The 13,325-nt window shown below is 74.1% G+C and carries 12 protein-coding genes; 4 read left to right on the plus strand and 8 right to left on the minus strand.

Features of this window, described 5'->3' with window-relative positions:
* Positions 1–6 precede the first annotated feature (6 nt).
* Entirely contained in the window at positions 7–969 is a 963-nt protein-coding gene (locus ACGF4C_RS17655; RefSeq protein WP_393567180.1) for an alpha/beta fold hydrolase, read from the minus strand.
* A gap of 18 nt (positions 970–987) precedes the next feature.
* Positions 988–1,884, minus strand: coding sequence for a DNA/RNA non-specific endonuclease (locus ACGF4C_RS17660; protein ID WP_393567182.1), 897 nt, complete (start codon positions 1,882–1,884; stop codon positions 988–990).
* Between the two features lie 209 nt (positions 1,885–2,093).
* Between ACGF4C_RS17660 and ACGF4C_RS17665 the strand changes: the two genes are divergently transcribed.
* Positions 2,094–2,900, plus strand: coding sequence for a caspase family protein (locus tag ACGF4C_RS17665; RefSeq protein WP_393567184.1), 807 nt, complete (start codon positions 2,094–2,096; stop codon positions 2,898–2,900).
* An 80-nt stretch (positions 2,901–2,980) separates the two neighbouring features.
* Here the strand turns inward: ACGF4C_RS17665 and ACGF4C_RS17670 are convergent, their stop codons facing one another.
* On the minus strand, positions 2,981–3,172 hold the full coding sequence (locus ACGF4C_RS17670; RefSeq protein WP_393567185.1) for a DUF6381 family protein: 192 nt from the start codon (positions 3,170–3,172) through the stop codon (positions 2,981–2,983).
* A 296-nt stretch (positions 3,173–3,468) separates the two neighbouring features.
* On the opposite strand from ACGF4C_RS17670, the gene ACGF4C_RS17675 reads away from it, so the two are divergent.
* Positions 3,469–4,596 carry a hypothetical protein gene (locus tag ACGF4C_RS17675; RefSeq protein WP_393567187.1) on the plus strand — a complete coding sequence of 376 codons (1,128 nt, stop codon included), beginning with the start codon at positions 3,469–3,471 and terminating at the stop codon, positions 4,594–4,596.
* An 85-nt stretch (positions 4,597–4,681) separates the two neighbouring features.
* Here the strand turns inward: ACGF4C_RS17675 and ACGF4C_RS17680 are convergent, their stop codons facing one another.
* The 4 genes from ACGF4C_RS17680 to ACGF4C_RS17695 form a co-directional block, all read right to left on the minus strand.
* Positions 4,682–5,032, minus strand: coding sequence for a PRC-barrel domain containing protein (locus tag ACGF4C_RS17680; RefSeq protein ID WP_393567189.1), 351 nt, complete (start codon positions 5,030–5,032; stop codon positions 4,682–4,684).
* A 47-nt stretch (positions 5,033–5,079) separates the two neighbouring features.
* Positions 5,080–5,250, minus strand: coding sequence for a hydrophobic protein (locus ACGF4C_RS17685; RefSeq protein WP_393567190.1), 171 nt, complete (start codon positions 5,248–5,250; stop codon positions 5,080–5,082).
* An 84-nt stretch (positions 5,251–5,334) separates the two neighbouring features.
* On the minus strand, positions 5,335–5,838 hold the full coding sequence (locus ACGF4C_RS17690) for a DUF6328 family protein (RefSeq protein ID WP_362149433.1): 504 nt from the start codon (positions 5,836–5,838) through the stop codon (positions 5,335–5,337).
* Between the two features lie 64 nt (positions 5,839–5,902).
* A complete protein-coding gene (locus ACGF4C_RS17695; RefSeq protein ID WP_393567193.1) occupies positions 5,903–8,467 on the minus strand; it encodes an ATP-dependent Clp protease ATP-binding subunit in 2,565 nt (854 codons plus the stop codon).
* A 313-nt stretch (positions 8,468–8,780) separates the two neighbouring features.
* On the opposite strand from ACGF4C_RS17695, the gene ACGF4C_RS17700 reads away from it, so the two are divergent.
* Together ACGF4C_RS17700 and ACGF4C_RS17705 are read left to right on the plus strand one after the other, a co-directional pair.
* Positions 8,781–9,440: a UdgX family uracil-DNA binding protein gene (locus ACGF4C_RS17700; protein ID WP_310727864.1), complete on the plus strand. Its 660-nt coding sequence runs from the start codon at positions 8,781–8,783 to the stop codon at positions 9,438–9,440.
* 13 nt (positions 9,441–9,453) lie between these two features.
* On the plus strand, positions 9,454–10,935 hold the full coding sequence (locus tag ACGF4C_RS17705) for an aminotransferase class I/II-fold pyridoxal phosphate-dependent enzyme (RefSeq protein WP_393567194.1): 1,482 nt from the start codon (positions 9,454–9,456) through the stop codon (positions 10,933–10,935).
* 152 nt (positions 10,936–11,087) lie between these two features.
* Here ACGF4C_RS17705 and ACGF4C_RS17710 read toward each other — a convergent pair whose 3' ends face one another.
* The gene (locus ACGF4C_RS17710; protein WP_393567196.1) at positions 11,088–13,280 is read right to left on the minus strand and encodes an FUSC family protein; all 2,193 of its coding nucleotides are present in this window, start codon (positions 13,278–13,280) and stop codon (positions 11,088–11,090) included.
* Between the last annotated feature and the right edge of the window lie 45 nt (positions 13,281–13,325).

Consider the following 13,325-nt stretch of genomic DNA (forward strand, 5'->3'; position numbering starts at 1 on the left):
CCCGGCCTACCCCGGACCGTCGCCGAAGATCCGCAGCACCGGCTCGCGCACCGGGTGCTGCGACAGGTACGCGTCGATGCTGTGGTGGTTGCGGCTGTCGTTGGTGACCAGCACGTCGGTGACCCGGTCCTCGGGCGCGTACTCGGGGCGCAGGGTGTGGTCTAGCGCCACCAGGTCCCGCAGGTCGGAGGCGTTGCGCCAGGCCGCCACGCCGTCCGGTACGGCCGGCGGGCGGGCCAGCCGGTCCTGGATCTCGGTGATCGCCAGCGGTGAGCCGACGGTGACCAGCAGCGCGACGTTGCGCTGCTGCTCCCGCAGCACCTCGTAGGCGATCACCGTGCCCAGGCTGTGCCCGACCACGACCAGCGGGCCGCCGTCCAGGCCGTCCAGCGCCTCCTGCATCACGGCGCGCATCGCCGGCCCCGCACCGCCGAAGAAGTAGGCGTACACGTCCTTGAACGCGTGCTGCACCAGCGCCCGGAACAGCGCGGTGCGGCCGGGCCGGGGCAGCGGCACGACCTCCAGCGGCAGTGCGTCGGCCGGCCCCGGCTCCGGGGCGGCCTCGGTGTGCGCGAGGGTGTCCGCGAGGTAGGTCATGTCCCGCAGCCAGTCGGCCAGGGCGTCCTCGTCGGGGCGCGCCCGCCGCTCCGGTGCGGTGCCGCCGGTCTCCTGCCGGGCCTCGTCGAGGGTCCGCGCCACGAACTCCTCGGGGGGCGGGACGGCGGCCGAGGCGTTCGTGGCGCGCCCCTCCAGGCCGGCCGGGGAGCCCTTGGCCGGCTCCGGGCCGCCGTCCAGCGGGTCCGGCCGGTGGTCGGGCAGCGGCGCGGGGTAGCGCACCGGCGCCCAGTAGGCCATCCGCGACGCCGCGCCCATGTCCCGGCCGAACAGGGCGGTGTCCCATTGGGACTTGAGCAGGTCCGGGCGGACCTTGTTGCCGTTGCCGTGGACGTAGACGACGCTCGGTCGCATGGTGTGTCCCCTCGCCGTTCAGTCGCGCCGCAGCACGATGTCGTCGTGCGACGCGAGTCGTTTCCAGCGTTCCTCCGGGGCGCGCGTCACCGGCATCAGATCGGCGGCCGGCAGCGGGCCCAGGTCCAGTGAGGTCAGCTCGGCGACGTCCGACACCGGCACCTGGAACGTGCGGTAGGTGCCCAGCGGCGGCGGTGCGCCCGGCACCGCGCCGGCCAGCGCCCGGTCGGCGTCCCGGGTCAGGTCCGGGCTCTGGTCCAGGACGTACGCGGTGGCCGCGAGCGCACCGTCCTGGACGAACGCGGCCACCTTCCAGAAGCGCAGCGGCACCTGGATGCCCCGGTAGGGCGGGTCGGAGTCGTGCAGCACCGGCCCGGTCAGCACGGCCAGTTTGCGGTCGTGCGCGTCGGCGTGGTCGAGCAGGTGGTCCTCCAGCCCGGCCCAGAGCCGTTTGCCCTGGTTGAACACATCGGCCTGCGGGGCGGCGTTGGTGTAGTGAAAGGTGTCGGCATTGGCCCGGCCGGCCTCCACGACGTCGCCCCACACCGGGTCGAGGCGGCGCACCAGATGGCCCTTGTCCAGGGAGTTGTCGCGGTAGACCGCGTCGCCGGCCTGCAGGTCCTCGGGCAGCCGGGGGTCGAACTGCCAGCCGCCCTCCCGCGGTACGTGCTCCCGCAGCAGCCGGCCGTCGACGCAAACGCCGGTGGCCGCCGCCAGCCGCCGGTCCGGGCGCAGCAGGACCGTGAAGTGGGTGTACGGCAGGACCACGGTCTCCGTCCCGGGCAGGGCCGGCACCGGCAGCGGCACGGGCACGCCGAGGAAGTGCTCGTCGTAGCCCGCGCGGCCCGCCAGGGCGTCCCCGGACGCCGGGCCGGTGGTGGCACGGCCGGCCCGGGACGCATCGGATGTGGTCATATGACAACCGCTTCCCGGTGGTACGGTCCGCCGACCGGCGTCCCCGGCGAAGCCACTCCAACAGCCGCCCGCACCCGCCCGCGGCGTTCGCCGGCGTGCGCGCAGGGGACCGTTCAGGCGGTTGGGCGGGCCGGCGAGTTCACCGGCCGGCCGGCCACGGAACGCATCCAGGCGTTGCCCCGACCCCTGCCGCTGCCAAGGAGCCCGCGATGCCCACCGGCCTCTCCCTCCACGTCGGACTCAACCAGGTCGATCCCGCCCGGTACGGCGGCTGGGACGGCCGGCTCGTCGCCTGCGAGAACGACGCCCACGACATGGCCGCGCTGGCCCGCGGCGCCGGCTTCGCCCCGACGACCCTGCTCACCACCGACGGCACCGTCGAACGGGTCACCGCCGAACTGCGCAAGGCCGCCAAGACGCTCAAGAGCGGCGACATCCTGCTGCTCACCTACTCCGGCCACGGCGGCCAGGTCCCCAACACCACCGGCGGCGACGCCGAGGCGGACCGGTTCGACGAAACGCTGGTGCTGTACGACCGGGAATTCCTCGACGACGAGCTGCACCGGGAATTCGGCCGGTTCGCCCGCGGCGTCCGCCTCCTCGTCGTCCTCGACTGCTGCCACAGCGGCACCGCCGTCGAAATGCCGGACCAGGGCGACGGTGAACACGCCGCCCGGCTGATGCCGCCCGACCGGCAGTACGAGATCTACCGGCGCGACCAGGAATTCTTCCAGGAGATCCAGCGGGAACTCGGCGCCCGCAAGAGCCGCGAACCGGCCGCCGACGCCGTGCTCCTCGCCGCCTGCCAGGACAATCAGCTGGCCTCCGACGGCGACACCAACGGGAAATTCACCGGGACCCTCCTGGACGTCTGGAACGGCGGCACCTTCCGCGGCGGCTACCGCACGTTCCACCGCGACATCCAGCGCGGTATGCCGCCCACCCAGAGCCCTAATCTCTACACGACCGGAAATCCCGACCCGGCATTCCTGGACCAGCAGCCGTTCACCGTGTGACGGCCCCCACGGCCCTGCCGGGGAAACGCGGACGGGACGCGGCCCGCCGGCCGCGTCCCGTCCCTTCGTTGCCGTCCCGCTCACTCCGAGGGGTAGATGTCACCGCCCCGCATCATGCTTTCCTGCTCGCTCTGCGACTGCAGCCGGCGGGCCTTCTCCTGGAGCCGCTTCCGCTCCTCCGGATCGTTGGTGCGCTCCGCGGTCTGCTGCAATTCCCTCGCCTTGTCCCGCATCTGCTGAATGCGTGCACGGGATTCTCCGCTTGCGTCCATGGTCTGTCCTCGCACTGTGTAGGGAAGCTGCCCGATACCAGCGAATCAGGCCCGGCGGCCCACGGCACCTCGAAAATCCCGCCGCCCCGGCGGAACGGAAAGGCCACCACGACGCCCCTCCACGGCTTGGCCCGCGGACGCGGCACGCCCGGGCGTCCCGGCGTGTCTCCACCGGATGGCCTTCCTGAATGGCGACCGCGCCGAAGAGGGACGTTGGCTGAAGCACAGCAGCACAACGTCCGCCGAGTGTCAGCGCTCCTGGTGTTTGACGCTCCCATCGTTCAGTGGAGTCCTCCATGACATCCGAACCAGCTATTTGTGGGGGCGACGCCGAACTGTCATCGACAGAACACGGCGAGCACATTCCGCCCCTCACCCCTGAGAAGAACTCGGCCCGCACGATTCTGTGGGAGGCAGTCACCCATCGGCCCTTGGAGGAAGTCGCCGCCCTCGTGGAACTGCTCCGCCGGAGCGGCGACGTTCCCAATCCCGGCGACGAAGCCCTCCGGCTGGCGGTCGTTTCCCGTCCGGTGAGCGAGGTCGCGGAGCTCTTCGACCTGCTCCGGTCCGACCCGCACACCGCGGAGGCCGGGCACGACGCGCTGCGCGCGGCGGCCGTCGGCCGGTCCGTCGAGGAGGTCGCGCAGCTCATCGAGCTGTTCGACCGGGCGAAGGCGGACGGCACCGACCCGTACGGCATGCCCCCGCACTTCCCGCCGGACCCCGGCCCCGGCGGTCCCGGCGGCTCCGGCGGTCCGCGCGGCTCGGGCGGTCCGGGCGGCGGCCCGGGGGAGCCCGAGCCCACCGCCGCCATGCCGTTCCTCGACCCGGACGTCCGGCCCCTCGGCCCCACCGGCCAGCCGGTCGGCGCCGGCGGCCGGTACGACAACGCCCCGCACCAGCAGCCGCCGCAGCACACCCCCTGGTCCCGCCCCGCCGCCAACCAGCAGCAGGGCGGGCAGCCGGCGTGGGCCCAGCAGCACGCCGGGCACGACGAGCCCCGGCAGCCGGGCTACGCGTTCCCCGGTGTGCTGCGGTCCGCGCTGCGCTGGCCGGCCGCGGCCGCGCTGGCGCTCTGCGGGCTGAGCCACCTGCCGGTGCACGCCGGGCACATGCAGGGCGCCCAGGCGGCCGCCGGGTTGTCGATGGCCATCGCCGTGGTCTACCTGCTGCTGGCCGGCTGGCTGGCGATGCGGGACACCGCTCTGGTCTGGACGGTCAGTGCCGCCGCGGCCATGGTCATCATCGCGCTGCACGCGCTGTCCCGGGCGGGCGTGCTGACCCCCCTGGGCAGCGGTCTCGGCGAGACCGGGATGTGGCCCGAACTGCTGGCGGTGGCCCTGGCGATCGTCAGTGCGGGACTGGCCGGGGCGGCGCTGCTCAGCCGTCCCCGCCGGGTAGGTCCGGCACCGGCCGGAGCGTAACCGGCCGCAGAAGCCGGCCACGGGCGCGGGCCGGGACCCCGATCGGGTCCCGGCCCGCGCCCGTCGGCGTCCGCCGGGGGCCGGCTCAGGTGTGCGGGGCGCCGTAGTGACCGGCCAGCATCCGGTGGTACTCGTCGTCCCCGATGTGCTTCTCCCGCTCGAACTCCGGGGCGTCCTCGATGTCCTTCTTCGTGCACGCGAGGTAGATCGTGCTGCGGCCGATGTCGATCGAGGAGATGAGCCCGGCCGGCAGCAGGATCTCCCGGCCGAAGATCCACACTCCGGTGTCGACGACCAGATAGCTGGCCCCGGCCTCGTCGGAGTGCTCGTCGACCGACCCGACGGTGCCGTCGATCGCCTCGACGGCGAAACCGGTGAGATCGGTCCCGGACACGTATCCCACGCTGTCCTGGTAACCCCAGATGTTCTGCGTCACGGAAAACCTCCCCTGCGCCTGCCGGACGGCGGCCGGCCGGGCCGGCGCTACCAGCGGTACCAGCGGCCGCGCCCGCCACCCGGCCCGGACGAGCGGACGAGGAAGCCGACCAGCCAGATCGCCAGCGCCACCAGGGCGACGATCCACAGTGCCTTCAGCACGAAGCCCAGCCCGAAGAAGATCAGGACGATGAGCAGGACCAGAAGCAACGGAACCATGGCGTTCGACCTCCGTCTTCGCGGCTTCCCCTCCTTGTGACCATCATGCCCCCGGCGGCCCGGACGGGCGCCCGGAGCGGCGGCTCACTCCTTCTCCTTCGACGAGTACCGGCGCAGGGCCCATGCGGGCAGCGCGAACCAGCAGAGCGCGAACCAGACGACCATCCCCACCACGATCCAGGGCACGAACGCGTCACTCATCGCGAGCCGCAGGATCAGCAGCAGCGCCGAGGCCACCGTCGCCAGCAACAGCACGAGCCCCACCAGCGCCAGCCGCGACGCCCACACCACCGTCTCCGGCTTGAGGCGGTGACCGGTGACCAGCCGGTGGAACGTCACCGTGCCGATCAGCGCGCCCGTGGTGGCCGCGCCCAGCAGCACCGTCACCACGTAGATGAGCTGGTCGGTGTGGCTGAGCGTCGGGAACCGCGGGGTGAAGACCACGGTGAGCAGGAAGCCGAAGAGGATCTGCACCCCGGTCTGGATGACCCGCACCTCCTGGAGCAGTTCGATCCAGCGCCGGTCGGCCCGTTCCTCGGGCGACTCGTCGCGGCCCGACGACGTCTGACGCGGCCCCAGTGCCCGCACCGGTCCTCCCTTTCGTCCGTCCGCCCGTTCCCGACGGCTCCTCTCCTGCTTCTGCCCCGCCCCGCTACGTCCTCTCGGGCTGGTTGATGCGGAACCTCAGCTCCTTGTCCGCCACCTCCACGCACACCTCGTCACCCGCGGACAGCGCACCGTCCAGCAGCAGCCGCGACAGCGCGTTGTCGACCTCGCGCTGGATGGTGCGCCGCAGCGGCCGGGCCCCGTACTCGGGCTGGTGGCCGCGGTGGGTGAGCCAGTCCACGGCCTCCGGGCGGAACTCCACGGAGATGTCCTGCGCGTGCAGCCGGCGCCGGGTGCCCTCCAGCAGCAGTCCGGTGATCTGCCGCAGCTGCTCGTCGGTGAGCCGGCGGAACACGATGATCTCGTCGAGCCGGTTGAGGAACTCCGGGCGGAAGTGCTCGCGCAGACTGGCCAGCGCCCGCTCCCGGGCCCCGTCACCGGCCTCCGGCCCCGCCACGTCCGGGCCGAAGCCCAGCACCCCGCGCCCGCCGCTGAGCGCCTCCGAGCCCAGGTTGCTGGTCATCACGATGACGGTGTTCTTGAAGTCGACGGTGCGGCCCTGGGAATCCGTCAGATGCCCGTCGTCGAGGACCTGCAGCAGCATGTTGAACACGTCCGGGTGGGCCTTCTCCACCTCGTCGAGCAGCAGCAGCGAATACGGGTGCAGCCGCACCGCCTCGGTCAGCTGGCCGGCGTCCTCGTGGCCGACGTATCCGGGCGGCGCGCCCACCAGCCGGCTGACCGTGTGCCGCTCCTGGTACTCGCTCATGTCCAGCCGCACCATGCGGTCCTCGCTGCCGAACAGCGCCTGGGCGAGCGCCCGGGCCAGCTCCGTCTTGCCCACCCCGGTGGGGCCCAGGAAGAGGAAACTGCCGATCGGGCGGTTCGGGTCGGAGAGCCCGGCCCGCGAGCGCAGGATCGCCTCGGAGACCGCCGTGACGGCGTCGTCCTGCCCGATCACCCGGGTGTGCAGCCGCTCCTCCAGCCCCAGCAGCCGCTCCTTCTCCTCCTGGGTCAGGCTGCTGACCGGCACCCCGGTCTGCCGGGACACGATCTCGGCGATGTCCTCGCCGGTGACCGACACGATCCGGCCGTCCCCGCTCGGCGCCGACCCCTGGGCGGCCTCGATCCGCGCGGTCAGCTCCGCGAGCCGGTCCCGCAGTTCGGTCGCCCGCTCGTACTGCTCCGACGCCACCGCCTGGTCCTTGTCCACCGCCAGCTGCTCCACCTCGCGCTCCAGCGCCCGCACATCGGTGGTCTTGGTGCCCGAGCGCAGCCGCACCCGCGCACCGGCCTGGTCGAGCAGGTCGATGGCCTTGTCGGGCAGGAAGCGGTGGGCGATGTAGCGGTCGGAGAGCTCGACGGCGGCACGCAGCGCCTCGGGGGTGTACCGCACCTGGTGGTGGGCCTCGTAGCGGTCCTGCAGTCCGCGCAGGATGGCCACCGTGTCCTCGACCGTCGGCTCGGGCACCAGGATCGGCTGGAAGCGGCGGGCCAGCGCGGCGTCCTTCTCGATGTGCCGCCGGTACTCCTCCAGCGTCGTCGCGCCGATCACGTGCAGCTCACCGCGGGCCAGGGCGGGCTTGAGCATGTTGCTCGCCTCCAGCGAACCGCCGTCGCCGCTGCCGCCGCCGGCCCCGACGACCGTGTGCAGCTCGTCGATGAAGATGATCAGCGAGTCCGGGTGGGCCCGGACCTCCTCCATGATCCCGTTCATCCGCTCCTCGAAGTCCCCGCGGTAGCGGGTACCGGCCACCACGGAGGTCAGGTCCAGGGCGACCACCCGGCGGCCCGCCAGGATGTCCGGCACGTCGCCGTCGGCCAGCCGCTGGGCCAGCCCCTCCACGATCGCGGTCTTGCCCACGCCCGCGTCGCCCACCAGCACCGGATTGTTCTTCCCCCGGCGGCAGAGGACCTCGATGGTCTGCTCGATCTGCTCCTCGCGGCCGATCACCGGATCGATCCGGCCGGCCCGGGCGATGTCGGTCAGGTCACGGCTGTACTTGTCGAGGGTCGGGGTGTCGTGCTTGGGCGCGGCGCCGTGCTCGCCCCCGGAGTGGTGCGAGGACGGGCCGTGACCGCCCTGGGGGGCTGCGTTGGGGTCGAAGTGGGCGAGGTTGAGGATCCGGCCCGCCGCCGAGTCCGGATTGGCGGCCAGCGCGTCCAGCACGTGCTCCGGGCCGATGTACGACGCGCCGTGGTCCCGGGCCAGGTCGTGCGCGCCCAGCAGCGCCCGCTTCACCGCCGGCGTCACCGCCACGCTGGACTGCCGCGGCCCGCTGCCGGCGCTCCGGTCGATCTCGGCCGCCAGCGCGTCCGGGTCCGCCCCCGACTGCCGCAGCAGGCTCCGGGTGGGCTCCGCGGACAGCGCCGCCCGCAGCAGGTGCTCGGTGCCGAGCTCGGTGCTGCCGTGCTCGGCGGCGTACGAGGCGGCGGAGGTCACCAGGTCCCGGGCGGGCCCGCTCATCAGGCGCGCGATGTCCGCCTGCCGGGGCAGTGGCTGCCCCGCCTCCCCGCCCGCCGACTTCGCGGCGCTGCCGAAGAAGCGCGCGAGGAATTCACCGAACGGGTCCGGGCCGTAACCCTCCGGACCCATGAATCCATTGCTCATGTGTGTCCGTTCCGCTGTCACGGCCGTACCGCGACACGCTGCCTTGGTCGGGTTCGTTCCTGGGCCCGGCCCCGGGGGCCGGGCCCGCTGCGGTCGCCCTCGGGCTCCTGCCCCGGCGGGTGCCCGAGCGGCGGGAGGTCACACGTGACACGCCACTCCACTGCTTCAGGATCGGTTCCGGCCGGGCCATCCGCACCCGGGCGGGCACCCGCCGGCCACCGCGCATCGGGTGCAAAACCGCTGCCCGGGCGTTAACCGCGCCCCGGTCCGGGAACCCGTTGCGGTGGGCCGCCGGAAGCACGGCGGCCGCACGATGGGGAAGGCGGTGCCGCTCGTGGAGGAGCCTACGGAGGCGGGGGAGGGGTACGACGCCACGCCGTACCTGCCCGCCCGCGGCGGTCTGGCGGCGCTGCGGCGGGCCGCGGCCGACTGCCGGGGCTGCCCGCTCTTCCGCGACGCCACGCAGACGGTCTTCGGCGCCGGCAGCGCCTCGGCCCGGACGGTGTTCGTCGGGGAACAGCCGGGCGACCAGGAGGACCGGCAGGGCGAGCCGTTCGTCGGCCCGGCCGGCCGGCTGCTGCGCAAGGCGATGAACGAAGGCGGGCTCGACGAGCGGCAGGCGTACTTCACCAACGCCGTCAAGCACTTCAAGTTCACCGTCGCCGCGCGCGGCAAACGCCGCATCCACAAGGCCCCGAGCCTGCGGGAGATGACCGCCTGCCGCCCCTGGCTCAATGCCGAACTGGCCCAACTCGACCCGGAGGTGATCGTGGTGCTCGGCGCCACAGCGGCCAAGACCCTCCTCGGTTCTTCGTTCAGGGTGACGAAGGAGCGGGGCGCACCGATCGAGAGCGAGCGCGGGCTGGTGGTGGCCACCGTCCACCCGTCGTCCGTGCTGCGCTCCGACGACCGCGCCGAGGCCTACGCCGGCCTGGTCTCGGACCTGCGCGTGGTGGCCGGGCTGCTGGAGTAGACCTGGAGCAGAAATGACCGACCACACCAGCGCCCCCGTACTGCAGGCCCTCGCCGACCACCACACCAAGGGCCGGGTGCCCTTCACGCCGCCCGGCCACAAACAGGCCCGCGGCGCCGACCCGGAGGTACGGGCGGTGCTCGGCGACGCCGTCTTCCTCGGCGACGTCCTCGCCTCCGGTGGGCTCGACGACCGGCGCACCAGGGGAGAGGTGCTGGAGCGCGCCGAACGGCTGATGGCCGACGCGGTGCACGCCGCCCACACCTTCTTCTCCACCTGCGGGAGTTCCCTGTCGGTGAAGGCCGCGATGCTGACCGTCGCCGGCCCGCACGAGAAACTGCTGATCGGCCGGGACGCCCACAAATCCGTGGTGTCCGGCCTGATCCTGTCCGGCATCCGGCCGGTGTGGGTGGAGCCCCGCTGGGACGCCGAGCGGCACCTGGCCCACGCCCCGTCGGCCGAGGAGTACGAGCGGGCCTTCGCCGCGCACCCCGACGCCCGCGGGGCGCTGGTCACCAGCCCCACCCCGTACGGCACCTGCACCGACCTGCGGGCCCTCGCCGACGTCTGCCACCGCCGGTCCCGCCCGCTGATCGTGGACGAGGCGTGGGGCGCCCACCTGCCGTTCCACCCGGGCCTGCCGTCGTGGGCGATGGACGCCGGGGCCGACGTCTGCGTCACCAGCATCCACAAGATGGGCAGCGGTCTGGAACAGGGCTCGGTCTTCCACCTCCAGGGCGACCTGATCGACCCGGCCAAGCTCAAGATCAGGGCCGATCTGCTGGGCACCACCAGCCCGTCGGTGCTGATCTACGCCGGGCTGGACGGCTGGCGCCGCCAGATGGCCCTGCACGGCCGGGAACTGCTGGGCCGCGCCCTGGACCTGGCCGCCGAGGTCCGCACCGCCGTCGAGGCGATCGACGGCCTGCACGTCAACGACCGCGCGGACCTGTGCGGCCCCGGACTGGCCGACGACTTCGACCCGCTGCCCGTCGTCATCGACGTCAGCGGCCTGGGCACGACCGGCTACCGCGCGGCCGACTGGCTCCGCGAACACCGTCACCTCGACGCCCACCTCGCCGACCACCGCCGGATCTCCACCCAGCTCACCCACGCCGACGACGCGGAGACCACCGGCGCCCTGCTGACCGCGCTGAAGGACCTCGCCCACGCGGCGGCGGACCTGCGGCCCGCGCCCACCGTCCAGGTGCCGGACCCGGCGGGGCTGCGCATGGAACAGACCTGTCTGCCGCGGGACGCCTTCTTCGGCGACACCGAGGACATCCCGCCGGCGGACGCCGCGGGCCGGGTCGCGGCCGAGATGATCACCCCGTACCCGCCCGGAATCCCGGCCGTGCTGCCCGGCGAGCGGCTCACCGAACCCGTCCTGCGCTATCTGTGCTCCGGTGTCGAGGCGGGCATGAACCTGCCCGACGCCACCGACCCCGGCCTCGGCACGGTCCGCGTGCTGGCCGCATCGGACCCCGCCGGCTGACCGGGCCGGAACCCCACCCACTTCCCCCGGCGTCCGTCGTAGCCGGGATGACCTCGGCGATCGGGAGGGCCGGCTGCCGCAGCGCCCGGCGGGCGGGCTCCGCGTTGTCCGGGCAGATCCGGGCAGAGCCGGGCCGCGGGGCCGGGCCGGTGTCAGATCTCCTCCTGGATGCGGGTCAGATCCGTGGTGAGCCCGTCCAGCCAGATGACCGAGTCCAGCAGCAGTGCCGCGGCCAGCGCCCGGGCGTCCCGGTCCGGGCTGTCCCGTGGGATCCGCTGGACGACCGCCAGCAGGCCGCGGACGTCCAGCGGCGGGCTGCGGTCCGGCGGCGCGGTGTGGTCGGTGTCCAGCCGCCGGGCGAGCGCCCGGTAGCCGGCCGCGGTGTCGTCCGCCGCCCGCCGCAGCCAGTCCCCGGTCTCCCGGTGGGTGATCCGGCCCGGGCGGCCGGGCAGCAGCCGTTCGCCGCGCCGGGCGTCCGCCGCGGCGACCAGCACCGCGGGCCAGTCCGGCTGCCGGGCGGTGCGCTCCCGCGGCTCGCACTGGTACTGGGCCAGGCTCTCCCGCGCCAGCGCCAGCGCTCGGTTGATCGCCCCGAGGTCCGCCTCGGCGTCGCGCCCCGCGCCGCCCGGCCCGCCCGTCGCCGCCGTGCCGCCCGCCCGGCCGGCACCGGTACGGTCCACGACCCGGGCGGCGGTGCGCCCGATGGACGCGGCGATCGCCGCGGCCAGCGCCGCCATGCTGCGCCGCACCTCTCTCCCCGCCCCGCGCGGCCAGGCCACCAGACCGCAGATCAGCCCGATGACGCTGCCCGTCAGGACGTCGGTCAGCCGGACCGGTGCGAGGTGCCAGGTGACCCGGGAGACCTGCGCGAACAGCGTGGCGACGACCAGGGTGAACCCGCCCTGCGCCCAGGCGAGCCCGCGCAGCGGCCCCAGCGTGAACGCCAGCAGCATCACCGGCGGCAGCAGCACCGCGTACACCGCCGCCCGGTCGTCCACCAGGGCCAGCAGCCCACCGGCCAGCACCGCGCCGGCCAGCGTGCCCAGCAGCGCCTGCCGGATCGCGGAGCGGGTCTCCAGGCTCGTCGTCCGGGTGAGCGTCAGGGTCGCCAGCAGCACCCAGAAGCCGTGCTGGAGGTCGAGCACCCCGGCGACCGCCCGGGCCGCGGCCAGCCCGAGCGCGAACCGGCAGGCGTTCTGGAAGATCACCGAACGCGGGGTGAGATGGCTGGTCAGCCGGAGCCACCACAGCGCGGGGGCACGCGCCCGGGCGTAGCCGAAGGCGTGCCCGGCGGTGTCCCGGTCGACGCTGCGGTCGCCGAACAGCAGCCGGGTGGCCAGCACCAGTACGACGGTGGCGTCCGCGGCCTGCACCACCAGCGACCGGCGGCGCAGATAGACCAGCCGGTCGTCGGCGTCCAGCCGCTCCAGGGTGTCCAGGGCCTGGTGGGTGCGCACGGGCCCCAGCTCACGCTCCAGTTCCGTGGCCTGCGGCCCCTGCCCGGGCCGCAGCCGCCGGCCGTCGCGGAGCGCCCGCGCCGCCCCGCGGGCGGCATCGCCGATGCCGGTCAGCAGGGCGACCGTCTCGGGCCGGTAGGCGCGGTGCGCGCCCTCGGCGGTGTGCAGGGCGTCGAGCCGGGCCAGCAGGGTGCGGGCCGCCTCGGCGGCGTGCTGCATGGCCTTGTGGGCGACGGTGGGGGACGCGGGCCGGTCGGCCGGCGGGACCCGGGACGGCCGCAGCGCGTCGGCGGCGGACCGGGCCCGGTCGAGCAGCGGCCCGGGAGCCGGGGCGCCGTGCAGCTCGGCGAGGTCCGCGGCCGCGTCGGCGGCCCCGGCCAGCAGCCGGCGGAACGGCGGGGTGTCCGGTTCGGGCAGCAGGAACCGCTGGGCGGCCGCGAGCAGGGCCGCACCCAGCAGGAAACCGGCCAGCCGCTGGCCCAGCAGCTCAGGGGCGTACGGCGGGAAGCACGGCAGGATGTAGAGCAGCTGCATACCGGGAGCCGCCCCGGCGATCCGCGGCCCGGTCGTCCCCGCGTACGCGATGACGAAGCCGACGACGAGCATGCCGAGGACCGCGGCCCAGGTCCGTACGGCCAGCAGTGTGCCCAGGGTGAGCAGCAGGAGACCGGCCGGGACCGCGGTGAGCACGGTCGCGGCGCGCTGCCGCCCGGACCCGGGGATGCGGGCGAGCGCGCCCAGCGACACCGCGGTGAAGGCCGCGTACACCGCCATCGCGGTCAGGCCGAGCCCGTAGCGGCAGAGGTAGAAGCCGACGCAGGCCGCGGTGGTCACACGGACCGCGTTGCCGACCACCGAGCGGTGCCCGCGCAGGCCCTGGATGCTCACCTTTCCACTATTGGCCGACCGGCCGCGGTCCGCACCGCGCGCCGC

It is taken from the genome of Streptomyces sp. NPDC048197, assembly GCF_043202395.1.
GTDB classification, from domain to species: domain Bacteria; phylum Actinomycetota; class Actinomycetes; order Streptomycetales; family Streptomycetaceae; genus Streptomyces; species Streptomyces siderophoricus.

What these genes read in the sequence shown, in the direction of transcription:
- ACGF4C_RS17655 (WP_393567180.1), bottom strand. Translation starts at nt 969, where the DNA reads ATGCGACCGAGCGTCGTCTACGTCCACGGCAACGGCAACAAGGTCCGC.
- ACGF4C_RS17660 (WP_393567182.1), bottom strand. Translation starts at nt 1,884, where the DNA reads ATGACCACATCCGATGCGTCCCGGGCCGGCCGTGCCACCACCGGCCCG.
- ACGF4C_RS17665 (WP_393567184.1), top strand. Translation starts at nt 2,094, where the DNA reads ATGCCCACCGGCCTCTCCCTCCACGTCGGACTCAACCAGGTCGATCCC.
- ACGF4C_RS17670 (WP_393567185.1), bottom strand. Translation starts at nt 3,172, where the DNA reads ATGGACGCAAGCGGAGAATCCCGTGCACGCATTCAGCAGATGCGGGAC.
- ACGF4C_RS17675 (WP_393567187.1), top strand. Translation starts at nt 3,469, where the DNA reads ATGACATCCGAACCAGCTATTTGTGGGGGCGACGCCGAACTGTCATCG.
- ACGF4C_RS17685 (WP_393567190.1), bottom strand. Translation starts at nt 5,250, where the DNA reads ATGGTTCCGTTGCTTCTGGTCCTGCTCATCGTCCTGATCTTCTTCGGG.
- ACGF4C_RS17695 (WP_393567193.1), bottom strand. Translation starts at nt 8,467, where the DNA reads ATGAGCAATGGATTCATGGGTCCGGAGGGTTACGGCCCGGACCCGTTC.
- ACGF4C_RS17700 (WP_310727864.1), top strand. Translation starts at nt 8,781, where the DNA reads ATGGGGAAGGCGGTGCCGCTCGTGGAGGAGCCTACGGAGGCGGGGGAG.
- ACGF4C_RS17705 (WP_393567194.1), top strand. Translation starts at nt 9,454, where the DNA reads ATGACCGACCACACCAGCGCCCCCGTACTGCAGGCCCTCGCCGACCAC.